The 26,976-nt window shown below is 67.7% G+C and carries 26 protein-coding genes; 8 read left to right on the forward strand and 18 right to left on the reverse strand.

The features are described from left to right. Positions 1-79: 79 nt before the first annotated feature. The 3 genes from BW41_RS03825 to recQ form a co-directional block, all read right to left on the reverse strand. The gene (locus BW41_RS03825) at positions 80-514 is read right to left on the reverse strand and encodes a hypothetical protein (protein ID WP_037531619.1); all 435 of its coding nucleotides are present in this window, start codon (positions 512-514) and stop codon (positions 80-82) included. Next, entirely contained in the window at positions 511-945 is a 435-nt protein-coding gene (locus BW41_RS03830; protein ID WP_037531621.1) for a TIGR01244 family sulfur transferase, read from the reverse strand. Before BW41_RS03830 ends, BW41_RS03825 begins: the two co-directional genes overlap by 4 nt. 82 nt (positions 946-1,027) lie before the next feature. After that, a complete protein-coding gene (gene recQ / locus BW41_RS03835; protein WP_037531622.1) occupies positions 1,028-2,797 on the reverse strand; it encodes a DNA helicase RecQ in 1,770 nt (589 codons plus the stop codon). Between the two features lie 90 nt (positions 2,798-2,887). On the opposite strand from recQ, the gene BW41_RS03840 reads away from it, so the two are divergent. Together BW41_RS03840 and BW41_RS03845 are read left to right on the forward strand one after the other, a co-directional pair. Next, complete coding sequence (locus tag BW41_RS03840; RefSeq protein WP_037531624.1) at positions 2,888-3,181, forward strand: metalloregulator ArsR/SmtB family transcription factor; 294 nt, start codon at positions 2,888-2,890, stop codon at positions 3,179-3,181. Beyond that, positions 3,178-3,837 (forward strand): SdpI family protein, encoded by a 660-nt coding sequence (locus tag BW41_RS03845; RefSeq protein WP_037531626.1) that lies wholly within the window; start codon positions 3,178-3,180, stop codon positions 3,835-3,837. Before BW41_RS03840 ends, BW41_RS03845 begins: the two co-directional genes overlap by 4 nt. Before the next feature lie 3 nt (positions 3,838-3,840). Here the strand turns inward: BW41_RS03845 and BW41_RS03850 are convergent, their stop codons facing one another. Next, the gene (locus tag BW41_RS03850; protein WP_037531627.1) at positions 3,841-5,679 is read right to left on the reverse strand and encodes an ABCB family ABC transporter ATP-binding protein/permease; all 1,839 of its coding nucleotides are present in this window, start codon (positions 5,677-5,679) and stop codon (positions 3,841-3,843) included. A gap of 97 nt (positions 5,680-5,776) precedes the next feature. On the opposite strand from BW41_RS03850, the gene BW41_RS03855 reads away from it, so the two are divergent. Beyond that, positions 5,777-6,007 carry a hypothetical protein gene (locus tag BW41_RS03855; protein WP_037531629.1) on the forward strand — a complete coding sequence of 77 codons (231 nt, stop codon included), beginning with the start codon at positions 5,777-5,779 and terminating at the stop codon, positions 6,005-6,007. A 159-nt stretch (positions 6,008-6,166) separates the two neighbouring features. Here BW41_RS03855 and BW41_RS03860 read toward each other — a convergent pair whose 3' ends face one another. From BW41_RS03860 to BW41_RS03870, 3 genes are all read right to left on the reverse strand, one after another. Next, entirely contained in the window at positions 6,167-7,114 is a 948-nt protein-coding gene (locus BW41_RS03860) for a phytoene/squalene synthase family protein (RefSeq protein ID WP_037531630.1), read from the reverse strand. Further along, positions 7,104-7,685 carry a TIGR00730 family Rossman fold protein gene (locus BW41_RS03865; protein ID WP_037531632.1) on the reverse strand — a complete coding sequence of 194 codons (582 nt, stop codon included), beginning with the start codon at positions 7,683-7,685 and terminating at the stop codon, positions 7,104-7,106. The genes BW41_RS03860 and BW41_RS03865 overlap by 11 nt, the downstream gene beginning before the upstream one ends. Before the next feature lie 79 nt (positions 7,686-7,764). After that, positions 7,765-8,238, reverse strand: coding sequence for a winged helix-turn-helix transcriptional regulator (locus tag BW41_RS03870; RefSeq protein WP_037531634.1), 474 nt, complete (start codon positions 8,236-8,238; stop codon positions 7,765-7,767). A gap of 126 nt (positions 8,239-8,364) precedes the next feature. Here BW41_RS03870 and BW41_RS03875 point away from each other — a divergent pair, with 126 nt between their 5' ends. Further along, positions 8,365-10,467: a RelA/SpoT family protein gene (locus BW41_RS03875; protein WP_037531698.1), complete on the forward strand. Its 2,103-nt coding sequence runs from the start codon at positions 8,365-8,367 to the stop codon at positions 10,465-10,467. A gap of 41 nt (positions 10,468-10,508) precedes the next feature. Here BW41_RS03875 and BW41_RS20855 read toward each other — a convergent pair whose 3' ends face one another. From BW41_RS20855 to BW41_RS03885, 3 genes are all read right to left on the reverse strand, one after another. After that, positions 10,509-11,015 (reverse strand): hypothetical protein, encoded by a 507-nt coding sequence (locus tag BW41_RS20855; RefSeq protein ID WP_152542102.1) that lies wholly within the window; start codon positions 11,013-11,015, stop codon positions 10,509-10,511. A 22-nt stretch (positions 11,016-11,037) separates the two neighbouring features. Further along, positions 11,038-12,291, reverse strand: coding sequence for a pentapeptide repeat-containing protein (locus tag BW41_RS20370; RefSeq protein ID WP_081792883.1), 1,254 nt, complete (start codon positions 12,289-12,291; stop codon positions 11,038-11,040). Between the two features lie 343 nt (positions 12,292-12,634). Then, on the reverse strand, positions 12,635-13,888 hold the full coding sequence (locus BW41_RS03885) for a pentapeptide repeat-containing protein (RefSeq protein ID WP_081792884.1): 1,254 nt from the start codon (positions 13,886-13,888) through the stop codon (positions 12,635-12,637). Between the two features lie 363 nt (positions 13,889-14,251). Between BW41_RS03885 and BW41_RS03890 the strand changes: the two genes are divergently transcribed. From BW41_RS03890 to BW41_RS03900, 3 genes are read left to right on the forward strand one after another with little or no spacing between them, the layout of a single operon-like run. Continuing rightward, positions 14,252-15,145, forward strand: coding sequence for a tetratricopeptide repeat protein (locus BW41_RS03890; protein WP_037531638.1), 894 nt, complete (start codon positions 14,252-14,254; stop codon positions 15,143-15,145). Beyond that, positions 15,142-15,765: an LON peptidase substrate-binding domain-containing protein gene (locus BW41_RS03895; RefSeq protein ID WP_037531640.1), complete on the forward strand. Its 624-nt coding sequence runs from the start codon at positions 15,142-15,144 to the stop codon at positions 15,763-15,765. The genes BW41_RS03890 and BW41_RS03895 overlap by 4 nt, the downstream gene beginning before the upstream one ends. After that, complete coding sequence (locus BW41_RS03900) at positions 15,762-15,950, forward strand: Trm112 family protein (protein WP_037531643.1); 189 nt, start codon at positions 15,762-15,764, stop codon at positions 15,948-15,950. Before BW41_RS03895 ends, BW41_RS03900 begins: the two co-directional genes overlap by 4 nt. Positions 15,951-16,096: 146 nt before the next feature. On the opposite strand, the gene BW41_RS03905 is transcribed toward BW41_RS03900, so the two are convergent. From BW41_RS03905 to BW41_RS03935, 7 genes are all read right to left on the reverse strand, one after another. Beyond that, complete coding sequence (locus BW41_RS03905; RefSeq protein ID WP_037531644.1) at positions 16,097-18,202, reverse strand: acetyl-CoA carboxylase biotin carboxylase subunit; 2,106 nt, start codon at positions 18,200-18,202, stop codon at positions 16,097-16,099. Positions 18,203-18,283: 81 nt separating this feature from the next. After that, positions 18,284-19,291 carry a biotin synthase BioB gene (bioB, locus tag BW41_RS03910; protein WP_037531699.1) on the reverse strand — a complete coding sequence of 336 codons (1,008 nt, stop codon included), beginning with the start codon at positions 19,289-19,291 and terminating at the stop codon, positions 18,284-18,286. A gap of 228 nt (positions 19,292-19,519) precedes the next feature. Beyond that, positions 19,520-21,727, reverse strand: a complete 2,208-nt coding sequence (gene scpA, locus BW41_RS03915; protein ID WP_037531645.1) for a methylmalonyl-CoA mutase — start codon at positions 21,725-21,727, stop codon at positions 19,520-19,522. Then, positions 21,714-22,133, reverse strand: coding sequence for a methylmalonyl-CoA epimerase (mce, locus tag BW41_RS03920; protein WP_037531700.1), 420 nt, complete (start codon positions 22,131-22,133; stop codon positions 21,714-21,716). The genes scpA and mce overlap by 14 nt, the downstream gene beginning before the upstream one ends. A gap of 8 nt (positions 22,134-22,141) precedes the next feature. Continuing rightward, complete coding sequence (locus tag BW41_RS03925; protein WP_037531646.1) at positions 22,142-22,354, reverse strand: hypothetical protein; 213 nt, start codon at positions 22,352-22,354, stop codon at positions 22,142-22,144. Next, complete coding sequence (locus BW41_RS03930; RefSeq protein WP_037531649.1) at positions 22,351-22,638, reverse strand: hypothetical protein; 288 nt, start codon at positions 22,636-22,638, stop codon at positions 22,351-22,353. Before BW41_RS03930 ends, BW41_RS03925 begins: the two co-directional genes overlap by 4 nt. 44 nt (positions 22,639-22,682) lie before the next feature. Further along, positions 22,683-24,209 (reverse strand): acyl-CoA carboxylase subunit beta, encoded by a 1,527-nt coding sequence (locus BW41_RS03935; protein ID WP_037531650.1) that lies wholly within the window; start codon positions 24,207-24,209, stop codon positions 22,683-22,685. 96 nt (positions 24,210-24,305) lie between these two features. Here BW41_RS03935 and BW41_RS03940 point away from each other — a divergent pair, with 96 nt between their 5' ends. After that, positions 24,306-25,709 carry a helix-turn-helix domain-containing protein gene (locus BW41_RS03940; protein ID WP_037531651.1) on the forward strand — a complete coding sequence of 468 codons (1,404 nt, stop codon included), beginning with the start codon at positions 24,306-24,308 and terminating at the stop codon, positions 25,707-25,709. On the opposite strand, the gene BW41_RS03945 is transcribed toward BW41_RS03940, so the two are convergent. Next, positions 25,694-26,968, reverse strand: coding sequence for a glycosyltransferase (locus BW41_RS03945; RefSeq protein ID WP_037531653.1), 1,275 nt, complete (start codon positions 26,966-26,968; stop codon positions 25,694-25,696). The two genes, BW41_RS03940 and BW41_RS03945, sit on opposite strands and share 16 nt — an antisense overlap. Positions 26,969-26,976: the final 8 nt, after the last annotated feature.

Consider the following 26,976-nt stretch of genomic DNA (forward strand, 5'->3'; position numbering starts at 1 on the left):
GGCCATACGAGGGATATAGCCGATACGGTCTTAACGAAGAGGCTTAACGCGCTTCGCTTCGCCGCATCCCGGCCGGCGTCTATCGCCCGAGGTGCGAGACCAATCGCTTGAGATCGGCGGGTGCGAGGCGCCGGACGTCGAGCGCGTCGACGCCGGCGACGAGCACCGCGCCGAGCCGGCGTTCGCCGGTGTCGATCAGGATGCCGTCGGCGGTCGAGCGCAACGCGCCCCACGGTACCTCGCGCACCGCGATGCTCGCGCCCTGGCGGATCATCACCGCGACGCGCCCGGCGCGGTCGACCGCGAGCGCGCCGCCGCCGTCGGCACCGACCACCGCACCCTGCGTGTCGAATCCGGCGAGCGACCGTTCCGCCGCCTCCGCCGCCTCTTCGGGGCTGCCGATCCGCTTCGGCCGGCGGCGGCGCAGCACCATGACGATGGCGATCACGAGCAGCACCGCCACCACCGCGGCGGCGGCCGCGATCACGATCGTCTGGTCGGCAGGCGCGCTCATTGGCCGGCGGCGAGCGCGTCCAGCGTCGGCCGCATCGCGCCGAGATCATAGCCCGCCCCGCGCGCCTGCGCGACGAGCAGCGCCGGGTCGCGCCCCGCCTTGGCCGCGGCGAGCGCCCACAGGTTGCAGCTGCGCGTCCCCGAGCGGCAATAGGCGAGCACCGGCCCGTCGGCGGCGGTCAGCGCGGCGGCCATCGCATCGATCTGCGGGTGCGAGAAGCCGGCATGCGTGACCGGGATCGCGCTATAGGCGAGACCCGCCGCCTCGGCCGCGGCACGGATCGCGTCACCGGCCGGCTGGCCGCCCTCTTCGTCGTCGGGACGGTTGTTGACGATCGCGACGAACCCGGCTGCCTTGATCGCCGCCATATCGTCGGCGGTGATCTGCGGGGCGACGCTGATCCGGTCGTTGATGGTGCGAATGTCGGCCATCCGGTCTTATTAGGCGATCGGCGGAGATTCGTCAGCCTTTTTGGATGCATTTCCGCTTGGATGTGACGATTTCGCCGCCGGTCTAGCCGGCCGCGCGGATCACCTCGACGAAGGCGTCGCCATAGGCCTCCAGCTTGCGCGCGCCGATCCCCGACAGGTGCATCAGCTCGGCGCGGCTGGTCGGCCGCTGCGCCGCCATCTCGCGCAGCACCGAATCGTGGAAGATGACATAGGGCGGCACCCCCGCCGCCTTGGCGAGATCGCGGCGGCAGACGCGCAGCGCCTCGAACAGCGGATCGTCGGCCGGATTGGTGGCGATGCCCGCGTCGCGCTTGCGGCTGCGCGTCCGCTTCGGCGGCACGACCAGCGTCAGCCGCGCGCCTTCCTTGAGGATCGGCCGTGCGCCCGGCCCGAATTCGAGCCCGCCGTGCGCATTGGTGCGCAGCGCGTCGCGCAGCAGCAGCGCGCGCGCCACCGGCTTGATCAGCGCCGCCTCTTCGCCGTCGACGATCCCCCAGACCGACAGCGATTCATGGCCGCGATCGACGCTGCGTTCGGTCGACTGGCCGAGCAGCACCTGCTCGACATAGCCGGCGCCGAACATCTGCCCGGTGCGGAACACCGCGGAGAGGAATTTCATCGCGGTCTGCGTCGCGTCGACCGCATCGGGCGAGCCGAGGCAATTGTCGCAATTGCCGCAATCCTCCTGCCGGTCCTCGCCGAAATGCTTGAGCAGGATGCGGCGGCGGCAGCCTGCGGTCTCGACCAATGCGCCGAGCGCGGCGAGCCGCGCGCGCTCGCCCGCCTGCCGCTCGGGCTCGACCTCGCCGATCCGCTGGCGGGCGCGGGCGAAATCCTCCGCACCCCAGAACAGATGCGCCACCGCCGGGTCGCCGTCGCGCCCGGCGCGGCCGGTCTCCTGATAATAGGCCTCGATCGATTTGGGCAGGCCGGCATGCGCGACGAAGCGGACGTCGGGCTTGTCGATCCCCATGCCGAACGCCACCGTCGCGCAGATCACCATGTCTTCGGACGCGACGAAATCGGCCTGGTTCTTCTGGCGGATGTGCGTCTCGAGCCCGGCATGATAGGCGCGCGTCGGCCGGCCGGTGCGGGCGAGCGCCTCGGCGAGCTTCTCGGTGGCGGCGCGGGTCTGGGCATAGACGATGCCGGGGCCGGGCGTCGCGGCGATGACGTCGGCGATCTGCTTGGTGGTGTTCGCCTTGGGGGTGATCGCATAGCGGATGTTGGGCCGGTCGAAGCCGGAGACGATCAGCCCGTCCGCCGGAATGCCGAGCTGCTGGAGGATGTCGCTGCGGGTATGCGCGTCGGCGGTGGCGGTCAGTGCCAGCCGCGGCACCTCCGGAAACGCATCCATCAGCGGCGCGAGCAGGCGATAATCGGGGCGGAAATCATGGCCCCATTCGCTGACGCAATGCGCCTCGTCGATCGCGAACAGGCTCAGCTTGGCGCTCGCCAGCAGCTCGCGGAAATGCCCGGTCGAGGCGCGTTCGGGCGCGATATACAGCAGGTCCAGCTCGCCGGCGCGGAAGCGCGCGATCGACTCGGCACGGTTCTGATCGGCGCTGGTCAGCGTCGCGGCGCGGATGCCGACCGCCTCGGCGGCACGCAGCTGGTCGTGCATCAGCGCGATCAGCGGCGAGACGACGACGCACGTCCCCTCCATCATCACCGACGGCAATTGGTAGCACAGCGACTTGCCCGCGCCGGTCGGCATCACCCCCAGCGTCCGCTCACCGGCGAGCACGCGTTCGACGACCTGCTGCTGCACGCCGCGGAATCCGGGAAAGCCGAAGACGCGCGACAGGGTGGGCAGGGGATCGGGGATCATCATCGCGCCATGTAGGCGTGGGGGCGGTCGGCGTCGAGGCGCGGCTTTATTAGCCTTGAAGCTAATTAGCGGATCGGCTAAATAAGGCGCGTGGACAAGGTATTCGACGCCCTCGCGCATCCGACGCGCCGCCGTATCCTCGAACTGCTCAAGGCGGGCGGGATGACGGCGGGCGATCTGGCGGAGGCCTTTGCGGTTTCGAAGCCGACGATGTCGGGGCATTTCGCGCGGCTGCGCGACGCCGGGCTGATCCAGGGCGAAACCCGCGGCACCAGCATGGTCTACACGCTCAACCTCTCGGCGCTCGAAGAGGTGATGATGGCGTTCATGGGCCGGCTGCGCGTCGGCGGCGACGCTGACGATGATCGGGAGGAACACGCATGAGCTATCGACGCATCACGCTCGCATCGCTGCTGACCGTCGCCGGGCTGGGGTTGATCGCCGCGACCGCGTTACAGCGGCTGCCGACCGGCACGAGCCTGCCGGTACATTGGAACGGCGCGGGACAGGCGAATGGCTTTGCGTCCGCCGACCGCGCCCTGTTCATGCCGGTGGTATCGGCGGCCGTGATCAGCCTTGTCATGGCGATACTGCCGCGGATCGAGCCGATGCAGCATCGCCTGCAGCAAAGCGCGCCGCTCTACCGGACGGCGTGGGCGGGACTGCTCGGCATGATGATCCTGACCGAGATCGTCATCGCCGCACCGGCGTTCGGCCTGTGGCTGCCGGCGACGCTGCATCTCGCGGCCTGCGGCCTGCTGCTGATCGTCCTCGGCAACGCCCTGCCCAAGTCCCGCCCCGGTTTCTTCGTCGGCATCCGCACGCCCTGGACCCTGACGGACCCAGAGAACTGGATCGCGACCCACCGGCTCGGCGCCCGGACGATGATCCTCGGCGGCGTGATGATCGTCATGGCGGCCGTGCTGCCGATCGAAGCCGGTATGCGGCAGGCCTGCGTCATCGCCGGGATCATCGTGGCGGTCGCCCCGCCGGTCATCTATTCCTGGTGGTTCTGGCACCGCCGCACGGTTCGCCGTTAGGCGTTACTCCGCCGCCAGCGCGCCTTCGCTCGCCCCGGCGACGTCGTCATCCTGCGCCTGGCGCGCCCACATCTCGGCATAGGTGCCGCCGAGCCGGAGCAGTTCGGCATGGGTGCCGCGCTCGGCGACGCGGCCGCCGTCGAGGACGACGATCTGGTCGGCGTGGACCACCGTCGACAGGCGGTGGGCGATGACGATCGTCGTGCGGCCGCGCTCGATCGCCTCGAGCGTATCGAGGATCTCCGCCTCGGTACGGCTGTCGAGCGCGCTGGTCGCCTCGTCGAGGATCAGGATCGGCGGGTTCTTGAGCAAGGTGCGCGCGATCGCGACGCGCTGCTTCTCGCCGCCCGACAGTTTGAGGCCGCGTTCGCCGACGCGGGCGTCATAGCCGTCGGGCTGGCGCTCGATGAAGCCGGCGATCACCGCGCCCGCCGCGGCGGCCTCCACCTCGGCGCGGCTCGCGCCTTCGCGGCCGTAGGCGATGTTGTACCCGATCGTGTCGTTGAACAGTACCGTATCCTGCGGCACGATGCCGATCGCGGCGCGCAGAGTCGCCTGCTGGACGTCGCGGATGTCCTGCCCGTCGATCGTGATGCGGCCGGCGGCGACGTCGTAGAAACGGTACATCAGCCGCGCGAGCGTCGACTTGCCCGCGCCCGACGGCCCGACCACCGCGAGCGTGCTGCCCGCCGGCACGTCGAGGTTGAGTCCTTTCAGGATCTCGCGATCGGGATCATAGCCGAAGCGCACGTCCTCGAAACGGACATGGCCCTGCGCGACGGCGAGCGCCGCGGCGCCGGGTGCATCGACCACCTCGGCGGGGGTGTCGATCAGCGCGAACATGCTCGCCATGTCGATCACGCCCTGGCGGATCGTGCGATAGACCATGCCGAGCAGGTCGAGCGGCCGGAACAGCTGCGCGAGCAAGGTCGAGACGAAGACAACGTCACCTGCCGAGAAGCTGCCGCGGCTCCAGCCCCAGGCGACATAGGCCATGCCGCCGCCGAGCATCAGATTGGTGATCAGCGCCTGACCGACGTTGAGCCAGGCGAGGCTGTTCTCCGACTTGGTCGCGGCGGCGGCATAAGCGGAGATGGCGGCATCGTAACGGCGCGCCTCGCGCTCCTCGGCGCCGAAATATTTGACCGTCTCGAAGTTGAGCAGCGAATCGACCGCATGCGCGACCGCGCCGGTATCGAGGTCATTCATCTGCGCGCGCAGCGCATTGCGCCAGTCGGTCACCTTCTGTGTGAACAGGATGTAGACCACGACCATCGCCACCGTCGCGACGACCAGCGGCCAGCCGAAGCTGTGCCAGAAGATGCCGAGCACCAGCGCCAGCTCGAGCACCGTCGGCGCGATGTTGAACAGCAGGAAGTAGAGCATCGTATCGATGCTCTTGGTGCCGCGTTCGACCACCTTGGTCACCGCGCCGGTGCGCCGTTCGAGGTGGAAGCGCAGCGACAGGCCGTGCAGGTGGCGGAAGACGTTGGCGGCGAGGCGGCGGGTCGCATCCTGGCCGACGCGCTCGAACACCGCGTTGCGCAGGTTGTCGAACAAGGTCGTCGAGAAACGCGACGCGGCATAGCCGACGACGAGCAGGATCACGATCGTCGCGACGCCGCGATCGCCCACCGCCATCCGGTCGACGGCATATTTCAGCGTATAGGCGGCGCCGAACACCTGGACGAGCTTGCTCATCACGACGAGCGTCATCGCGCCGACGATCCGCGCCTTCAGCGCCGGCTGCCCCGCCGGCCACAGATAGGGCAGGAAGCGGCGCAGCGTCGGCAGCAGCGGCTGGTCGGCACGGGTGTGGCTGGTCGGATCGGTCGGCGGCATTGCCACCCATGTAAGTGCTGACGGGGCCATGCGAAAGCGACGCGGCGGAACATAAGGCCACCGTCGCGGATTTTAGCGGTCAGACAGCGAGGCTTTTATGGAACCGCTCTTCTACGTCATGGCGATCATGGGCTGCGCGGACGGCAACGTCCAGTGCACCGAGGCGCGTATCGTGCCGACGCATTATACGTCGATGGCGCAATGCCGCGCGGCGCTGACCGACCAGCTCGCCCGGAATACCGACGTGCCCTATCCGATGATCGGCGCCGCCTGCCGGACCGCCGGCGCGCAGATCGCCAAGGCCGAGGGCAAGGCGAAGCGGTCGTAACGGTGCACCTGGGGGGGGCGTGGCGCAACCGGCCCTCATCCGTTAGGGCTGAGCCCGCCGAAGCCCGGGCCTCCTCAAGCGAGTTATCTGCGGATATCCGCCCTTCGACAGGCTCGGGGCTAACGGCTTCTCACGGATACAGATCCGAGGCGCCAGTCGTCACCGCGGCCGCTGCCACAATCCCGGATCGCGCGGTACCGCCGCGATCGTCAGCCGCTGCCGCGCATCGATCGCCGCCTGCACGATGAAGCCGAGCTTCTCGCCCTTGCCCGTCGTCACCCGCGCGTCCCACGCCCGTTCGCCGCGCTCCGCCACCTTGCGGCCGATCGCGCCATAGATGCGCGCCGCGGCGAGCACCGCCCAGGCGGAGCGGAACGACAGCGCGCGCGTGCCGATGCGCGCGCTCGCCTCGAACTGTGCGGCGCGGGTGGTCAGGCGGCGGGCGAGCGCGGCGAGCGCCGGGCGGTTGGCCGGCGCCATCACCGCATCGGGCGCGATCCCCGCCTCGGCGAGCCAATCGGTCGGCAGATAGCAGCGCCCCGCCGCGGCATCCTCGTCGAGATCGCGCGCGATATTGGCGAGCTGGAAGGCGAGGCCGAGGTCGCAGGCACGGTCGAGTACGGCGTCGTCGTCGGGCGATACGCCCATGATCACCGCCATCATGCAGCCGACGACACCGGCGACGTGATAGCAATAGCGCAGCAGATCGTCCTCGGTGCGCGGCCGCCAGCCGTCCGCGTCGAGCCGGAAGCCTTGGATCAGGTCGTGCGCGAAGCGCGGCGGCAGGCGCGTCTCGCCCGCGACGAGGCGCAGCGCGTCGAACGCGGGCACGCCGATGACGTCGCCGGCAAGCGCCGCATCGGTGAGCATCGCCATCGCCGCGATCCGCGCCGGCGCATCCTCGACCACCGACATGACGTGGCCGTGATCCTGCCCGTCGGCGATATCGTCGCAGGCGCGGCACCAGGCGTAGAGCAGCCACGCCCGCTCGCGCGTCCGCCGGTCGAACAACAGGCTCGCGGCCGCGAAGCTCTTCGACCCGCGCGCGATCGATTCGTGCGCGGTGGCGACGATCGCGTCGCGGCTCGGGCCGGCGCTAGAGGTCAGACGTCTTCATCCGCACGATCGGCTGCGTCGGCTGATGCGCCGCCATCTGCGCGAGCAGCCCGTCGAGCGTGTCGTCGACGATCAGCAGGTCGCGATGCTGCGGGCGCAGGAAGCCGACCTCGGCCGATTTGCGCCAGAAGGCGATGAGATCGTCATAATAGCCGGCGACGTTGAGCAGCCCGACCGGATTGGCGTGATAGCCGAGCTGCGCCCAGCTCAGCGCCTCCCACAATTCGTCCATCGTGCCAGTGCCGCCGGGGATGGTGACGAAGCCGTCCGACAGGTCGGTGAATAGCGCCTTGCGCGCGTGCATGCCCGCGACGACGTGCAGCTCGGTAAGGCCGCGATGCGCCACTTCGGCATCGACCAGCGCCTGCGGGATGACGCCGATCACCTCGCCCCCCGCCGCCAGCGCACCATCGGCGACCGCGCCCATCAATCCGAGCCGGCCGCCGCCATAGACGAGGCCGATGCCGCGCTCGGCGAGCGTGCGACCGACCGAGCGGGCGGAGTCGAGATAGACGGGGTCGGCGGGCGTCGCGGAGCCGCAATAGATGGCGAGGCGTTTCATGCTCCTGCCGCTACGCGACCGCGCGCCGGGCGACAAGCGGCGCGGGGCATCGGCCGGCATCCTCTTCCGCGCCGCACCCTCATTCCGCCGCCTGCACGTCCTCGGGCAGCGCCCAGATCAGGTCGCCGGGGCCGAGCGTGCGGCCGTCGTGCGCATGTACCGCCACCGGCGCGATCGGCCGCTGGTCGCGCGCATCGACGAGGACGGGGAAGGCCGGCTCGCCCAATTCCCAGCGCTCGCCCCATTGGCGCAGCGCGACCATCGTCGGCAGCAGCGCATGCCCCTTGTCGGTCAGCGTATAGCGGATCCTGCGCCGGTCCTTGGGCAGCGGCTCGCGTTGCAGGATGCCGTGATCGACCAGCCGCGCCAGCCGGTTGGCGAGGATGTTGCGCGCGATGCCGAGCTCCGCCTGGAACGCCTCGAAATGATGCAGGCCGTTGAACGCGGCGCGCAGGATCAGGAACGACCAGCGTTCCCCCATCGCCTCGAGCGCTGCGGGCAGGCTGCAGCCGCGCAGCGATTCGCGTAAGGGTGGGGGCTTGGCTGTCGTCATGCCGGCGCAGCCTAGCCGATCGCGCGGCGGCCTGCGACCGGCGTGCCGCGGTCTGCTCATCGAAATCGTACACGTATCCGCAACAAGATGTTGCAAAGCACCATCGGCCTCCCCCATGTGGTCGACGTGCTACGGCAATATGAACTGGTCGACCGCGTGCTCGACTATGACCCGGATGCGGACGAGGCGCTGCTCAACCGCGCCTACGTCTTCTCGATGCAGGCGCACGGCAGCCAGAAGCGCGCGAGCGGCGATCCCTATTTCAGCCATCCGATCGAGGTGGCGGGCATCCTCACCGACCTCAGGCTCGACGACGAGACGATCGCCACCGCGATCCTGCACGATACGATCGAGGATACGGTCGCGACGCCCGAGGAGATCACCCGGTTGTTCGGCGGCAATGTCGCGCGGCTGGTCGACGGCGTGACCAAATTGAGCAAGATCGAGGCGCAGACCGAGAACGAACGCGCCGCCGAGAATCTGCGCAAGTTCCTGCTCGCCATGTCGGACGACATCCGCGTGTTGCTCGTCAAGCTCGCCGACCGGCTGCACAACATGCGCACGCTCCATCACATCGCCAAGCCCGAGAAGCGGCGGCGGATCGCGAAGGAGACGATGGACATCTACGCGCCGCTCGCCGAGCGGATCGGGATGTACGAGTTCATGAAGGAGATGCAGACGCTCGCCTTCGAACAGCTCGAGCCGGAAGCGTTCGAATCAATCAGCAAGCGGCTCGAACAGCTCAAGACCGGCGGCGGCGACCGGATCGCGCGCATCGCCTCCGGCCTCAAGCTGCTGCTCGGCCGCGCCGGCGTCGAGGCCGAGGTGACGGGGCGCGAGAAACACCCTTATTCGATCTGGCGCAAGATGAGCGAGCGCCACATCAGCTTCGAGCAGCTCTCCGACGTGATGGCGTTCCGCGCGATCGTGCCGACGGTGGAGGATTGCTATCGCACGCTCGGCATCATCCATCGCCGCTGGCCGATGGTGCCGGGGCGGTTCAAGGACTATATCTCGACGCCCAAGCGCAACGGCTATCGCTCGCTGCACACCAGCGTCATCCATGCCGACAATGCGCGCATCGAGATCCAGATCCGCACCGCCGACATGCATGCCGAGGCCGAATTCGGCCTCGCCGCGCACTGGGCGTACAAGGAAAAGAAGGTTCGCGCCGACAGCCAGCACAGCTGGATCGCCGATCTGGTCGAGATCCTCGAAACCGCGGGCAGCCCCGAAGAGCTGCTCGAACATACCCGCATGGCGATGTATCAGGATCGCATCTTCGCCTTCACGCCGAAGGGCGAGCTGATCCAGCTGCCCAAGGGCGCGACGCCGATCGATTTCGCCTATGCGGTGCACACCGATCTCGGCGACCAGGCGGTCGGTGCCAAGATCAACGGCCGCGTCGTGCCGCTGTCGACGGTGATCGAGAACGGCGATCAGGTGCAGGTGCTGCGCTCCAAGGGGCAGGTGCCGCAGCCCGGCTGGCTCAACTTTGCGATCACCGGCAAGGCGCTCGCCGGTATCCGCCGCTACCTGCGCAACCGCGAGCGCGACGAGCTGATCGCACTCGGCCGCAAGCTGTACGACGATATCGTCCGCCGCCTGCCCGCGCAGCTCGGCAGCGACGCGCTCGACCATGCGCTGTCGCGGCTCAACCTCGGCGACGAGGCGGCGCTGATGGCGGCGATCGCGCGACGCACCCTGTCCGACCATGCGGTGATGGAGGCTCTGATGCCGGGATCGGCGGGGGCCGACGTCGCGCCGCTCGCGCCGCAGTCCACCGCGATCTCGATCAAGGGGCTGACGCCGGGCGTCGCCTTCGACCTCGCCGAATGCTGCCATCCGGTGCCGGGCGACCGGATCGTCGGGCTGCGCCGCCCCGATGCGGGGATCGAGGTCCATGCGATCGACTGCCCGGTGCTCGCCGAACTCGCCGAGCGCGGCACCGACGAGACCGACTGGGTCGACGTCGACTGGGGCGACAAGAGCGACGGCGCGGTGGCGCGGATCAGCGTGCAGGTGAAGAACGAACCCGGCGCGCTCGGCATCGTCTCGACGATCATCGGCGCGCATCGCGCGAACATCATCGCGTTGCGGCTCGATACGCGCGATTCGATGTTCCACACCAACGTCATCGACGTCGAGGTGCACGACGTGCAGCAACTGATGCGGCTGATTGCGGCGCTGCGCGCGGCGGACGCGGTGAATGCGGTGGAGCGGGTGTGATGCCGGCGGCGGCAGTGGCGCGCCGCCGGAGATGAGTGAGGTTAGTTCGGGCTTGGATGATCGTTGCTTGTCTCGATATTGAAGTAGTATCTGTCGAAGCCATTGCCGGTGACGGAACATTTCGGTAGCGGATCGCCGTCGTAGCGGGAGGCGGATGCCGATACGAATTCACCGGTTGACGTCTTGTACGTGATGCCGAACATGCAAACCGGGGTATTGGTTTTTTTGGTATCGCGGTCTTCGTAGCTATACGACGCCTTGAACCAGACTTCGGTATAATAGGCTACATCCAGCATGCGGATTCTGCCCATCTTGCTTTTGCCGGCCTCGATCGTACCGTCTATCCGATCGGTCACGGTGCCGTCATCATGGCCGGTGCCGTAGCGAGCACTATTCTCTATATCATAGATTGTAACTAGATAGGGGGTATTGTTCGTTAAGGTTATCCAATAGTTATGATCTGAGACCTGAGCGTTTGCCGTTGCTGAAGCGCCGACTGTTACGGCGAAAAGGAGAGCGGCGGTAATTAGACGAAGGGGATTTTTCATTGACGTTCTCCGATCAACGAATTCAACGACTGTTGCGGACGGCATATTCATGCCAGAAATCCTTGAAAAGTTCGGTCAAGTAATAATTGCTGCTCGTGACGTGGATGGGCTGATCAAGCCAGTTTGAAATAGTCGCGCCGACAAATGCGCCGGGACTTACGAGTGATTTTCGCATATCATAATTGACAAAATGCGTGCCGGTGAATTTTGCACCACGAAAGTCAGTATCGCTGACTACATCTTGGTAACTCTGGCTGCTGCCAGTCAAATATGATGATCCCGCGCTGGAACTGTAGCTCCTAAATTCCGCGTTCGAAAAATCGCATCCGGAGAAATCCATCCCGGTCATGACACAGTCAATAAACTGCGCACTTCGAAAACTCTTATTTTTAACCTCTAAATTCATATTCCTGAGGTCGAGACTGGATAGAATCAATCTCGTACTGCTATCTTTAAAAGATACCCCGTCAACTTTGCTATTTTCGAGTAAAACGTAACCGCCCTCGATATGGCTGAAATCGGCATTCGTCGCGTCGAGGCGGCAAGCGATTATATTTCCTTTGATGTGCTGAAAATTAGCGTTCTCGATTGACCCCGTTATAAACTTCGAGTTGGTTATCGTTGCACTATCAAAATTTGCGTTTGAGAAATTACAATCACGTGCATATAATTCGTGTTGAAATACGGCGTTCGAAAAATCACATTTTGAAAAGTTACACCTTCCAACGCCATAGCTCTTGAAATCGTAATTTCTGTTGTGTTTGACGGCCTCTTCATCCTCGAAATTGAATGAAAACGTCGCCCCTGCAAACGAACTGTCGCTGAAATTAGAATCGTCTATATCGGTGTGGTCGAAGCTCGCTTTGGTGAAGCTGGTGCCGACCGCGGTAACGCCGCGCAGGTTCGACTTGCTGAATGTCGCGCCGTCGAACTTCGCGCCACTCAGCGTGGCGCCGCTGAAGTCGACCCCGGTCAGGTCCTTGCCCGTCAGGTCGGCGCCGCTGAGGTCGGCGCCGCGCAGGTCGAGCTTCGACAGGTCGGTGCTGCGCAGATCCTGACCGTGCAGATCGAGCTTGGGCGGCGGCGGCGTGTCGGGCGCCTTGCCCTGTTCGGTCAGCACCACAGCGGCAGCGTCACCCGACAGCTTCTGGATGCCTTGCGCACCCGGTTTGGTTTCCGCTGCCGCTGGCTTGGGGTCCGTGGCGGGTGCGGTGGTCTCCGATCGGGGCGGTTCGCTCGCCTGAACCGGAGCGGCTGATACGGTCGTGACGTTCATCGCTTACTCCTTTCTTGCTTGGTCCAGACTCATTGTAGCAAGAAAAGGGGAAGGCATCGTGACTCATCCCGGGTTATCAAATAACCTTATCGTTCCATTTGACTCTTTCTGCATGGTGTCAAACATTCAAACAGTAGTTTCGTTTGCAAACGATCGCGCGCGTGACTCGGTAACCAGGTGAAGACATCTGTAATATCACCGACATGCCGGCGTGACGGGTGACGGATACCGATTACGCAACGATGTTGGGTGCGATCGCTGGCCGGCACCGGCGCGACGTCGAGATCCCGCCCGCGGGTTCCGGCCGGGCGGGATCGGATTCGTCTTGCCGGAAGGCGGGCGATCAGCCGAAATGCTGCCTGCGCGCACTGTCCCGCGGCCATGCATCCCGGAACACGGTCTTGATGTCATAACGGTCGCTCGACACGAACGTCGGCGTATCGTCGCCATAGCCGATCGTCGTCCCGCGCAGCGCGCCGGCGTCGAGTTGCGCCTTGCGCAGGTCGAAGTCGCGGAAGGACGCACCGTCGAACCGCGCATTGTGGAAGTTGACGCCGGATACGATGCTCGCGCTCTGCCGGCCCGTCGAGCTGAGATAGGGGCTGGCGATCACCGGCCCGGTGCTGCGGAACGTCGCGCCGCGGAAGTCGAAGCCCGAGAAGTCCATCCCCGTCATCACGCAATCGGTGAATGCGGCGTTGCGCAGGTCCTTGTGCGCGACGGAGAGGTCGACATGCCGCAGATCGATCGCGGTGGCGGTCAATTGCACGTTGCTGTCGGCGAAGCTGGCACCATCGACCTTGCTCGTCCGGAGGCGGATGGTCGCGCCGTCGATATGCCGGAAATCGGCGTTGGTCGCATCCATATGGTCGGTGGTCAGTATGCCGGCGATCCGTTCGAAGCTCGCGCCCCGCATGCTGCCCTGGGCGAACGTCACAGTCCCGAGCCTCGCACCATCGAAGGTCGCGCCGTCGATGGTGGACCCGACGATCGTCGCGCCGGCCTCGAACACCGCGCGGGAGAAATCGGCGTTGGTGAACTTGCTCTTCCTGATGACATAGCCGGCACCGATCGTCGTGCCGTCGTCGCCTGCCATATCGTCGACGAAGCCGCCGAAACGGGCATCGGCGAACCTGGCCCCGGTGAAATCGGCCTCGCTGAGATCGCTCAGGTCGAAATGCGCCTTGGTGAAGCTGGCGCCGGTCGCCTTGACGCCGTGAAGGTTGGTGCCGACCAGCGTCGCCCCGTCGAGCCTGGCACCCGCGAGATTGGCGCCGCTGAGATCGAGTCCGGACAGATCCTTGCCGGTCAGGTCGACGCCGCTGAGGTCGGCGCCGCGCAGGTCGAGCGTCTTGAGGTCGACGTCGCGCAGATCCTGGCCATGGAGGTCGAGCCGCCCCGACGCCCCGCGCCGGATGCCCTGCTGGCTGAGCACCACCGCCGCGGCGAGCGGGGCCAGCCGCCGGATGCCGGTCGTCCCGGTGGCGACGGTCACCGCGACCGGATCGGGGGCCGGGATGCCGGCCGGCGGCGTCACCGCGATCGGGTCGTCGCCGCCTGCCGGCGACACGGTGAGCGCCGTTCGTGCAATCATCATCGTATGTCTCCGGTAGGATGTACTTCTCCGTCATTGTAGAGAGGCATCACCGACCGATCCGTCATAAAGCCGAGACGACGCGGTTAAGTCATGGCGGGCAACACGTTATTTATTTTGTCAGTACATCGACTCGGTTGCGGTCGTTTCGAGACCATATCGGGACAATAGAGACGCCAATCGGCGCACGGCGGATCCGGTGTCGCGGCGGGCGGTATCCCGCACCGGGCGCCACCCCCGCCCCCCGCAATCGCCTTCGACAAGCCCCCTGCCGAGCGGCTAGGGTGATGTCACACCTTGGCGGCGGCGCGGCGCTGCCCCACATGGGCAACGGACACGAAGGAGCATGACTTGGCCACCTTAGGTATGGCGCCCGCCGAGAAGCAGGCGATCGAGGATTTCCGCCGCGACGTCGTCGAACCGTCGATGACCAGCCTCGTCATCATCGATTTCTGGGCGGAATGGTGCGGGCCGTGCAAGGCGCTGGGACCGGTGCTGGAGAAGGTCGCCGCGGCCTATGCCGACAAGGGTGTCGTGCTCGCCAAGATCGACACCGACAAGAACCAGTTCATCGCCGCGCAATTCCAGATCAAGTCGATCCCCACCGTCTATGCGATGTTCCAGGGCCAGCTCGTCGCCGACCTGACCAGCGCGCGCACCGAATCGCAGTTGCGCGTCATCCTCGACCAGTTGCTCAAGCAATTGCCGGTCACCGGCCCCGGCGCCGAGGCGGAGGCGGAGATCGAGCCGCTGATCGCGATGGGCGAGGAGGTGCTGGCGAGCGGCGATGCCGAGCGTGCGGTGGCGATCTTCGCGCAACTGATCGAGATGGCGCCGGAGAATCCGGCGGTGCTGTCGGGCCATATCCGCGCGCTGCTCGCCGCCGGCGACGGCGAGGCGGCGCAGGCGGCGATCGACGCGCTGCCCGCCGACATCAAGGATGCCGGCATCGACCGCGCCCGCGCGGCGCTGGCGCTGGCGCAGAGCGCGCCGCCGGCCGCCGACCATGCCGCGCTCGCCGCCGAGGTCGCGGCGCACCCGGACGATCACGAGCGCCGCTTCGCGCTCGCCAATGCGCAGATGGCGGCGGGGGATCGCGACGGCGCCGCGGATAATCTGCTGCATATCGTCGCCGCCGACCGCGGCTGGAACGAGGGCGCGGCGCGTCAGCAGCTGCTCAAGGTGTTCGAGGCGGTCGGACTGGAAGATCCCTGGGTCGCGGCGCAGCGTCGCCGCCTGTCCGCGATCCTGTTCGGATGAGCGCGCCGGCGACCCTCGCCCGGCTGTCGATCTTCCCGCTGCCGGGGGCGTTGCTCTTCCCCGGCATGCACCTGCCGCTGCACATCTTCGAACCGCGCTACCGCGCGATGGTCAGCGATGCGATGGCGCGCGACCGGCGCATCGGCATGATCCAGCCGATGCAGCAGGCGGGCGGCGACACGCTCTACGACATCGGCTGCGTCGGCAAGATCGCCGAGGTCGAGGCGCTGGACGACGGTCGGTACAATCTGGTGCTGGAGGGGATCGCGCTGTTCCGCGTCGTGCGCGAGCTCGACGTGACGACGCCGTTCCGCCAGATCGAGGCGGAACTGCTGCCGCTGGTCGCGGACGACAGCCTGTCGCTCGGTCGGCGGTCCTCGCTGGAGATCGAATCGCGGCGGTTTGCCGAGGCGCATGGCTATAGCGTCGACTGGGAGGCGGTCGGCCGGCTCGACGACGAGAGCCTGGTCAACGGCATCGCACAGATCGCGCCGTTCGACGCGGCGGCGAAACAGGCGTTGCTCGAAGCGCCGGATATCGAGACGCGCGCCGAGCTGATCATCCAGCTGATGCAATTCTTCGGCCGGCACGACGGCGACGAGCGGGTGACGCTGCAATGAGCGGCCTCGACCCCTGGCTGCTCGAACGGCTGGTCTGCCCGGTGACGCGCCAGCCGCTGCGCTATGACGAGGCCGCGCAGGAGCTGGTGTCGGAGGCGGCGGGGCTCGCCTATCCGATCCGCGACGGCGTGCCGGTGATGCTGCCCGACGAGGCGCGGCGGATCGATACGGGGTCTTCGGCGTAACGCTGCGGAGTGCGTTCGGACAGGTGGGCTTCGCCAGGCTCGGCCCGTTCGGTGGAGGGGGGCCTTCTCCTCAACGGTTCGCCCTCAGCGCGTCGATGGCTAACCGGCAGGCGCGCAGTCCCTGACGCGCGTCTGCCGATGACCCATCATTCCATCTCGAGAATCACCTGATCGACCGCGAGGCTGTCGCCCGCCGCGGCGGCGACCGATTTGACCCGGCCGGCTTTCTCGGCGCGCAGGATATTCTCCATCTTCATCGCCTCGACCACCGCCAGCGGCTGTCCCGCCTCGACCGCATCGCCCGCCGCGACGTCGAGCCGGACGAGCAGCCCCGGCATCGGTGCGATCAGGAAGCGCGACAGGTCGGGCGGGACCTTCTCGATGAGATGTGCGGCATAGGGCGCGACATGCGCCGGCAGCACGCGCGCGCTATGACTGGCGCCGCGCGTCGTCAGGCGGAAGCCCGCGCGCGTCGGCGCGATGCGGACCGACAGCACCCGCTCGTCCGCCAGCTCCGCCTCGATCAGCCGGTCGCCGGGCGTATATTCGACGCCGATGTCGAGCGGCGTGCCGTCGACGGTGATCGCATCGGGCGAGACGTGGACGGCATGGTCGGCCTCGCCGATCCGCACCACCCAGTCGGCGGGCGGGTGGAGGCGATGACCGAGCTGGCCGTCGATACGGCGGGCGCGGTCGGCGTGCGCGGTCGCGGCGAAGGCGGCGATGGCGGCGAGTTCGCGCAACAATCCGGATGATGCGGGTGCACCGTGGAAGCCGTCAGGATATTCCTCCGCGATGAAGCCGGTGGTCAGCCGCCCCTCGCGGAAGCGCGGGTGCTGCATCAGCGCCGAGAGGAAGTCGATGTTGGTGCCCGGACCCTCGATCTCGAAGGCGTCGAGCGCGGCGACCTGCGCATCGATCGCCGCCTCGCGCGTCGGCGCCCAGGTGATCAGCTTGGCGATCATCGGATCGTAGAACATGCTGACCTCGCCGCCCTCGGCGACGCCGTCGTCGACGCGGGTGCGGGGCAAATCCTCCCCGTGCCGGGGAGGGGGACCATCCGAAGGATGGTGGAGGGGGGGCTCCGCATACGTTGTGCCGTGTGGAAAGCCCCCTCCACCACCCGGCTGCGCCGGGCGGTCCCCCTCCCCGTGCCGGGGAGGATTGTAGCGCACCAGTCGCCCGATGCTCGGCAGGAAGCCGCGGTACGGGTCCTCGGCATAGACGCGGTTCTCGATCGACCAGCCGTTGATCCCCACGTCGCCCTGAGCGAACGCCAGCGGCTCACCCGCGGCGACGCGGATCATCTGCTCGACCAGATCGAGCCCGGTGATCTCCTCGGTCACCGGATGCTCGACCTGGAGCCGGGTGTTCATCTCGAGGAAGTAGAAGCTCTCGCCGGTCGTATCCGCGCCCGAGACGATCAGCTCGACGGTACCGGCCGAATAGTAGCCGACCGCCCGTGCCAGCGCGACCGCCTGCTCGCCCATCGCGGCGCGCATCTTGGGCGTGACGAAGGGCGACGGCGCCTCCTCGACCACCTTCTGGTGGCGGCGCTGCACCGAACATTCGCGCTCGTTGAGGTAGACGATGTTGCCGTGCTGGTCGCCGAGCACCTGGATCTCGATATGGCGCGGGCTTTCGATGAACTTCTCGATGAAGACGCGATCGTCGCCGAAGGACGCGAGGCCCTCGCGCTTGGTCGCCTCGAAGCCCTCGCGCACGTCCTGCTCGCTCCAGGCGAGCCGCATGCCCTTGCCGCCGCCGCCGGCCGAGGCCTTCATCATCACCGGATAGCCGATCTCGCCCGCGATCCGCACCGCCTCGTCGGTGTCGGCGATCTCACCGAGATAGCCGGGGACGACGTTGACGCCCGCCTGCTTGGCCAGCTTCTTCGATTCGATCTTGTCGCCCATCGCCGCGATCGCATTCGGCGGCGGGCCGACGAAGGCGATCCCCGCCTCGGCGCAGGCACGCGCGAAGCTCTCGCGCTCGGACAGAAAGCCGTAGCCGGGGTGGATACAGTCGGCCCCGGTCTCCTTCGCCGCCAGCAGGATCAGCTCGGCCTTGAGATAGCTCTCCGCCGCCGGCGCCGGCCCGAGCCGCACCGCCTCGTCCGCCATCAGCACGTGCGGCGCGCGCGCGTCGGCGTCGGAATAGACCGCGACCGTCTTGATCCCCATCCGCTTGGCGGTGCGGAACACGCGGCAGGCGATCTCGCCGCGATTGGCGACCAGGATTTTCTTGAACACTCGACTCTCCTGCTGTCCCGCCGCCGCGACCAAGTCGACGGCGGACGCGTCTCTCGTCCGGCCGGCTGCTGCCGTTGCCGCTTATTCCGCCGCTTGCGCCAATCGGCACTCCGCCGCCATCGGCGTCACGCCCAGCTTGGCGAACAGCGCCGCATCCTTGTCGTCGCCGGCATTGCCCGCGGTGAGCAACTTGTCGCCGGTGAAGATCGAATTGGCGCCCGCCATGAAGCAGAGCGCCTGGGCCGAGTCCGACATGCTCTCACGGCCCGCCGACAGGCGCACCATGCTCGCCGGCATCGTGATCCGCGCCACCGCGACGGTGCGGACGAACTCAATCTCGTCGATCCTGGCGAGCGGCGTGTCCGCCAGCATGTCGCCGAGCACGGTGCCTTTCACCGGCACCAGCGCGTTGACCGGCACGCTGCCGGGATGCTCGGGCAGCGTCGCCAGCGCGTGGACGAAACCGACGCGATCCTCTCGCGTCTCGCCCATGCCGACGATGCCGCCGCAGCAGACGTTGATCCCGGCCGAGCGCACCGCGTCGAGCGTGTCGAGCCGCGCCTGGAAGGTGCGGGTGGTGATCACGTCGCCGTATCGCTCGGGCGAGGTGTCGATATTATGGTTGTAATAGTCGAGCCCCGCCGCCGCGAGCCGATCGGCCTGGTGCGGCTCGAGCATGCCGAGCGTCATGCAGGTCTCCATGCCCATGCCGCGCACGCCCTCGACCATCGCGACGATCGCGTCCATGTCGCGGTCCTTGGGATTGCGCCACGCCGCGCCCATGCAGAAGCGGGTCGAACCATTGTCCTTGGCCTGCGCCGCCGCCTGCAGCACCGCGCGCACGTCCATCAGCTTGGTCGCCTTGACGCCGCTTTCCGCGCTGACCGACTGCGAGCAATAGCCGCAATCCTCCGGGCAGCCGCCGGTCTTGATCGACAGCAACGTGGAGAGCTGCACCTGCCCGGGCGCGTGATGCGCGCGGTGGACGGTCTGCGCCCGCCACATCAGCTCGTCGAACGGCAGGTCGAACAGCGCCGCGATCTCGTCGCGCGTCCAGTCGTTGCGTACCGCGTTCGTCACTTCGTCCACGTCATTCCCTTCCACCTGCTGCGTCCGAGCGTCCGTCACCTTCGCAAGCCATTGCCGCTGCGCCATTGTCCGAGCGCTCCGCCCGCGCGTTCGCCACTCTCTAGCACGCATTGCGGGTCGCGAAACCGGCGCCACGCCCGCCGGCGCGTGCCGTCGCATCATGCGGCGCCGAGATAGCGCCGGTGTGGCGGCGGCGGATCATGTCCTCATGGCGGTCCGGGGCGCCCATTACGCGGCCTCCTCATCGGGCGGCATATTGTGGCCGAGCAGGCGCAGCACCTCCTCCGCCGCCTTGATGAGATTGGTGCCGGGACCGAAGATCGCCTGCACACCGGCATCGCGCAGCGCCTGATAGTCCTGCGCGGGGATGACGCCGCCGGCGATGACCTTGATGTCGGGCCGACCGGCGTCTTTCAGATGGCCGATCAGCTCGGGGATCAGGGTCTTGTGCCCGGCGGCGAGGCTGGACGCGCCCACCACGTCGACATCGCTATCGAGCGCGAGCGTCGCGGCCTCCTTCGGCGTCTGGAACAGGGGGCCGGGCACCACCTCGAAGCCGAGATCGCCGAACATGCTGCTGACGAGATTGGCGCCGCGGTCATGGCCGTCCTGCCCCATCTTCGCGACCAGCATGCGCGGCTTGCGGCCGAGCCGGCGCTCGGTCGCCTCGACGCCGCGCACCAGCCGCGCCCAGCGCTCGTCGTCGGTATAGGCGCCGCCGTAGACGCCCTTCACCGGCTTCGGATGCGTGCCGAACCGGCCGAACACGTCCTCCATCGCGGCGGAGATCTCGCCGAGCGTGGCGCGCGCACGCGCGGCGTCGACCGCGAGGGCGAGGAGGTTGTCGGTGCCGCGCGCCCCCTCGCGCAGCGCGTCGAGCGCGCGCCGGCATGCTGCCTCGTCGCGCGACGCCTTCACCGCGGCGATGCGCCGCACCTGCGCCTCGCGCACCGCGACATTGTCGACGTCGAGGATGTCGATCGGTGCCTCGCCCGCGAGCCGGTATTTGTTGACGCCGACGATCACGTCCTCGCCGCGGTCGACCCGCGCGGCGCGCGCCGCGGCGGCTTCCTCGATCATCGCCTTGGGCCAGCCGGCGGCGACCGCTTTGGCCATGCCGCCCTCGCGCTCGACCCGCTCGATGATCTCCCAGGCACCGTCGACCAGGCTCTTGGTCAGGCTCTCGACGTAATAGCTGCCGCCGAGCGGGTCGACGACCTTCGTCATCCCCGTCTCTTCCTGCAGCACGATCTGCGTGTTGCGTGCGATTCGCGCGGAGAAGTCGGTGGGCAGCGCGATCGCCTCGTCGAGCGCGTTGGTGTGGAGCGACTGGGTGCCGCCCAGCATCGCCGCCATCGCCTCGATCGTCGTGCGCATGACGTTGTTGTACGGGTCCTGCTCGGTCAGCGACACGCCGCTGGTCTGGCAGTGGGTGCGCAGCATCTTGGAGCGCTCGTCCTTGGCGCCGAGCTGCGTCATTGCGCGATGCCACAGCACCCGCGCGGCGCGCAGCTTGGCCACTTCCATGAAGAAGTTCATGCCGATCGCGAAGAAGAAGCTCAGCCGACCCGCGAATCTGTCGATGTCCAGCCCGCTGGCGACGCCGTATTTCACGTAGTCGATGCCGTCGGCGATGGTGAAGGCGAGCTCGTGGAGCTGCGTCGCCCCCGCCTCCTGCATGTGATAGCCGCTGATCGAGATGCTGTTGAACTTGGGCATCTCGCGCGACGTATAGGCGAAGATGTCCGAGATGATCCGCATGCTCGGCTCGGGCGGGTAGATATAGGTGTTGCGGACCATGAACTCCTTGAGGATATCGTTCTGGATGGTCCCGTCGAGCAGCTTGCGATCGACGCCCTGTTCCTCGCCCGCGACGATGAAGAAGGCGAGGATCGGGATCACCGCACCGTTCATCGTCATGCTGACCGACATCTGATCGAGCGGGATGCCGTCGAACAGGATCTTCATGTCCTCGACGCTGTCGATCGCGACGCCCGCCTTGCCGACGTCGCCGGTGACGCGCGGATGGTCGCTGTCATAGCCGCGGTGGGTGGCAAGATCGAAGGCGACCGAGAGGCCCTTCTGCCCGGCGGCGAGGTTGCGGCGGTAGAAGGCGTTCGATTCCTCCGCGGTCGAAAAGCCGGCATACTGGCGGATCGTCCACGGCCGGCCGGCGTACATCGACGCGCGCACGCCGCGCGTAAAGGGCGCGAAGCCGGGCAGACCGGGGTCCCAGCCGGCGACATCGCCCGCGGTGTAGAGCGGCTTGACGTCGATTCCTTCGGGCGTGTGCCAGGTCAGGTCCTTGCCCTTCACCTCCCTGGCGGCGGCGGCCTGCCAGTCGGCATGGACCGGCTGCGGCGTCGGCTCGGGTACGGCGGCGGAAGCGGGCGCGGCGCCGCTGTCCTCGCCGGTGTTGACCTCAATGTCCGGCAACGGGCGTCTCCATCAATTCGATCAGCACGCCGCCCATGTCCTTCGGATGGACGAAGACGATCGGCGTGCCATGCGCCCCGATCCGCGGGGCGCCGAGCACGCGCGCGCCCTTCGCGGTCAGCTCGGCGACCGCGGCATGAATGTCGGCCACCTCGAAACAGAGGTGATGCTGGCCGCCGGCGGGATTGGCGCGCAGGAAACCGGCGATCGGCGAGGTATCGTCATACGGTTCGATCAGTTCGATCTGCGTATTGGGCGTATCGATGAAGCATACCTTCACGCCCTGCGCCGGCAGGTCGAACGGCTCGCCGATCACAGTGGCGCCGAGCAGATGGCGGTAGCTCTCGACCGCCCGCGCGATCGACGGCGTCGCGACGCCGACGTGGTTGAGGCGGCCGAGGGTCATCATGTCCGTCAATCCTCGATCCGCCGCTGCCGCGTCGCCATGACGGCGCCCTCGATCACGCCTTCGAGCCGGCTAATCCGATCGCGCAAGGTGGAAAGCGCATCCGTCAGGCCGTCGATGTCGCCCGCCATGCGGCTGATCCGGCCATCGAGCTGGTCGAGGCGCGATTGCATCAGGATGACCTGCCGCAGCGCATTGAAGGCATCGCCTACCATGCTCATCGCCGGACCCCCATCTCACGCAGAAATCTGTCGACCCGGCTATGACTTGCGTCGAGTGTCGCGATCATGTGATCAATCGAAGCCGCCATTTTGGGAATGGCGTCATTGGCCTCCGCGACGAGCGCGGCCAGCTCCGCGTCTTCGACAGCCTCTGGACGGGACAGATATTCTACGGTCGCCTCGCGCACGACATGTCCCACGGACATGCCGTTGTCGCGCGCGAAGGCGTCGAGCGACGCCTTATGTTCGGGGGTGGTCAGAAAGGTCACGCGTTCGGTCTGCATGCGACGTCTCCTTCACATGACCTTATAATGTGCAGGGAAAGGGCTCACAATGGAATGTTGTCGTGCTTCTTCCAGGGGTTTTCCAACGCCTTGCCCTTCAGCTTGCGCAGCCCGAGCGCGATGCGGCGGCGGGTCGAATGCGGCTGGATCACCTCGTCGATAAAGCCCTTGCTCGCCGCGACGAACGGGTTGGCGAAGCGCGCCTCATATTCGGCGGTGCGCTCGGCGATCTCCTCGGGCGTGCGGCCGCGGAAGATGATCTCGACCGCGCCCTTGGCGCCCATCACCGCGATCTCGGCGGTCGGCCAGGCGTAATTGAGGTCGCCGCGCAGATGCTTGGACGCCATCACGTCATAGGCGCCGCCATAGGCCTTGCGGGTGATGACGGTGATCTTGGGCACGGTCGCCTCGGCATAGGCGAAGAGCAATTTGGCGCCGTGCTTGATGATGCCGTTATGCTCCTGCGCGGTACCGGGCAGGAAGCCGGGCACGTCGACGAAGGTGACGATCGGGATGTCGAACGCGTCGCAGAAGCGGACGAAGCGCGCAGCCTTCTTCGAGCTGTTGATGTCGAGTACGCCCGCCAGCACCATCGGCTGGTTGGCGACGACGCCGACGGTGCGCCCCTCGATCCGCCCGAAGCCGGTGATGATGTTGGCGGCATGCGTCGGCTGCGTCTCGAAGAAGTCGCCCTCGTCGACCACCTTCCGGATCAGCTCGTGCATGTCATACGGCTGGTTGGCGGAGGCGGGGACGAGTGTGTCGAGGCTCGGCTCGATCCGGTCCCAGGCATCGGCGGTCGGGCGTTCGGGAACGCCCTCGCGGTTCGACAGCGGCAGCAGGTCGATGAAATCGCGCGCGGCGAGCAACGCCTCGATGTCGTTATCGAAGGCATTGTCGGCGACGCTGGTATTGGTGGTGTGCGTTACCGCGCCGCCGAGCGCTTCCTGCGTCACCACCTCGTTCGTCACCGTCTTGACCACGTCGGGGCCGGTGACGAACATGTAGCTCGAATCCTTCACCATGAAGATGAAGTCGGTCATCGCCGGCGAATAGACCGCGCCGCCCGCGCACGGCCCCATGATCAGGCTGAGCTGCGGCACGACGCCGCTCGCCAGCGCATTGCGCTGGAACACCTCGGCATAGCCGCCGAGGCTCGCCACGCCCTCCTGGATGCGCGCGCCGCCGCTGTCGTTGAGGCCGATCATGGGCGCGCCGACCTTCATCGCCATGTCCATAATCTTGCAGATCTTCTGCGCGTGCCGTTCAGACAGCGAACCGCCGAAGACGGTGAAGTCCTGGCTGAACACGAAGACCAGACGGCCGTTGATCGTGCCCGATCCGGTGACGACGCCGTCGCCGGGAATGACCTGCTCCGCCATGCCGAAGTCGACGCAATTATGCTCGACGTACATGTCGACCTCTTCGAAACTGCCCTCGTCGAGCAGGATCTCGAGCCGTTCGCGGGCGGTCAACTTGCCCTTGGCGTGTTGCGCTGCGACCCGTTTTTCGCCGCCGCCCGCTCTGGCGGCGGATCGGCGGCGTTCGAGCTCGTTCAGCGTCGATGACATACACTCTCCTGTTCGCGTCTTTGCCAGCCTAGCGCGCCGTCGCAACTGTGGTTTTGCAAAATTGCAATCGGCAGGTTTGCAAACTAGGGAACGGGGATGACCCGCCCGGCGCCCCGCCCCCGTTTGTTCGCCGGCGATCGCGTCCGCGCGCTGCGCGCCCGCCTCGCGCTCAGCCAGATGCAGCTCAGCCAGCGGATCGGTATCTCGACCAGCTACCTGTCGCAGATCGAGAGCGGCGACCGGCCGGTGACCGGCGGCGTGCTAGCCGCGCTGGCGCGGGCCTTTCCGCTCGACTGGGTCGACGTCGCGCCGGAGGACGACAGCGCGATGCTGGTCGGCGCGGTCGAGGCGGGGACCGACCCCTCCGTGCCCGCCGCGCTGCTCGACGAGGCCGAGGTGGTCCGCGCGCTCCAGCAGCAGCCGGCGCTGGCGCGGCGGATGATCGCGCTCCACGCCGCCCTGCGCCGCTCGGAGGAACAGTTGCGCGTGCTCGACGATCGCGTCGATGCGCAGGCGACGCCGACGTTGCTTCCTTGGGAAGAGGTGCGCGACTGGTTCCAGGCGAGCGGCAATTACATCGATCCGCTCGACCGCTGCGCCGAGGCGCTCGCCGACGCCTTGCCGCAGGGCCGCGCGCTGATCGAGCGGCTGCAGGCCGCGCATGCGGTGCGGGTGATCGACGACGGCATCGCCGCGCCCTTGCGCGCCTATGACGCCGCGGCAGGCACGCTGACGATCGACGGCGCGCAGCCGATCGAGACGCGGCATTTCCAGCTCGCGCATCAGCTGATCCGGCTCGAGGCGGCCGACCTGATCGAAGGGATCGTCGCCAGCGCGCCGCTGCGGTCGGAGGCGGCGCGCGAATTGCTGCGCGTCGGCCTCGCCAATTACGGCGCGGGGGCGCTGCTGATGCCCTATGCGCGCTTCCGCGCCGCGGCGCGCGCGGTCCGCCATGATGTCGATGCGTTGCGGCGGCAGTTCGGCGTCAGCTTCGAACAGGTCTGTCACCGGCTGTCGACCCTGCAGCGGCCGGGCCTGCCTGGCGTGCCCTTCTATTTCTGCCGGATCGACATGGCGGGCAATATCACCAAGCGGCATTCGGCGACGCGGCTGCAATTCGCGCAATATGGCGGCGCCTGCCCCTTGTGGGTGGCGCATGAGGCGGTGGCGATCTCCGACCGCATCCTCGTCCAGGTCGCCGAAATGCCCGATGGCGCGCGATACGTGTCGATGGCCAAGGGGCTGGTCAAGGCGACGTCGAGCTACCGCCAGGTGCCGCGCCGCTATGCGGTGGTGCTGGGCTGCGAGATCGAACATGCGGCGAGCTTCGTTTATGGCGACGGGCTCGACCTTGCCGGCGCGGACGGCGCGACGCCGATCGGCCCGTCGTGCCGCATCTGCCCGCGCCGCGACTGCGACCAGCGCGCCTTTCCACCGGCCGGGCGCGCGCTGCTCGTCGATCCGGACCGGCGCGCGATCGTCCCCTATCGCTTCGAATGAGCGGCGCGCGCGACGATCCGGTCGGCGGCGATCTCGGCCGGGCGTTCGCGGCGCACCTCGGTGGCGACGGCCGCGGCGCGTGCCGCCATCGACTGGTCGGCGAGCAGACGCGCCAGCATCGCCGCCGCGGCGCGGCCGTGGAACGCCGCCGGGCGCATCGTCGCGCCGATGCCGAGCCGGGCGACGCGGGCGCCATTGTCGAACTGATCGCCGAAGAAGGGCAGCACGAGCTGCGGCACGCCGGCGCGCATCGCCTGCCCGGTCGTGCCGATGCCGCCATGGTGGACGACCAGCGCGGCGCGCGCGAACAGCGCCGAATGCGGTGCATAGCCGAGCCGCAGCACCGCGCCCTCCTGCACTCGCGCCGCGCCGCCGGTGAGCAGCACCGCGCGCCGGCCGAGCGCGACGGCGGCGGCGGCGGCCTCGGCATAGAAGGTCCCCGGCGCGCGGACGAGGAACGAGCCGAGCGTGAAGACGATCGGCGGCGGCCCTGCGTCGAGGAAGGCGGCGAGCTGCGGATCGTCCGCTTCTTCGGCCCCGTCGTAGAGCGGAAAGCCGATCGCCTCGCTCGCCGGCGGCGCGTCGGGCTGCACCGGGGCGAGCAGAGGGGAGTAGCAGCAGAGGGTCGCGCATTGCGCCGGCACCGGATCGAACACCGGCGCGAGCTTGGCGGCGTCGAGGCCGTGCGCGCGGCGGACCCGGTCGACGGCGCCGCCATAGCGCAACCGCACCGCCCCTTTGACCGCGCCGATCAGCGCGCCGTTCCAGCCGCGGCCGAGGGGGCCGCGCGGCGTCGGGATCAGTGCCGCGCAATCGGGCGCCCGCGGCGGGTCCCAGGCGGAGAACAGCGCCATCGGCTGGAGGTTGATCGCGACCAGCGGCAGCCGGCGCTTCTCGGCGATGATGCCGGCGGCGAGGGCGAACGGCGAGCCGACGACGATGTCCGCATCCGCCGCCAGACCGTCGAGCCGCGCGCTGCTGTCGACGAGCGAGGGCAGGATCACCGCATCGAGCACGAAGCGCCGCCGGGTGATGACCCGCCGCGCCGCGCTCGCCTCATCGATGCCGAGCCGCGCGCAGATGTCGGCGAAGCTCGGCAGGATCGCGTCCGCCGCCAGCCCGGCGGCCCGCACCGTCGCGACATGATCGGCGGGCACCGCGAGCTGCACCGCGACGCCGCGCGCCGCCAGCGCCCGCCCGATCGCGATAAAGGGGTAGAGATCGCCGAGCGATCCGATCGTCACCAGCACGGCCTTCATCGTCACGC

This window comes from Sphingomonas sp. RIT328 (assembly GCF_000632225.1).
Taxonomy (GTDB): domain Bacteria; phylum Pseudomonadota; class Alphaproteobacteria; order Sphingomonadales; family Sphingomonadaceae; genus Sphingomonas; species Sphingomonas kyungheensis.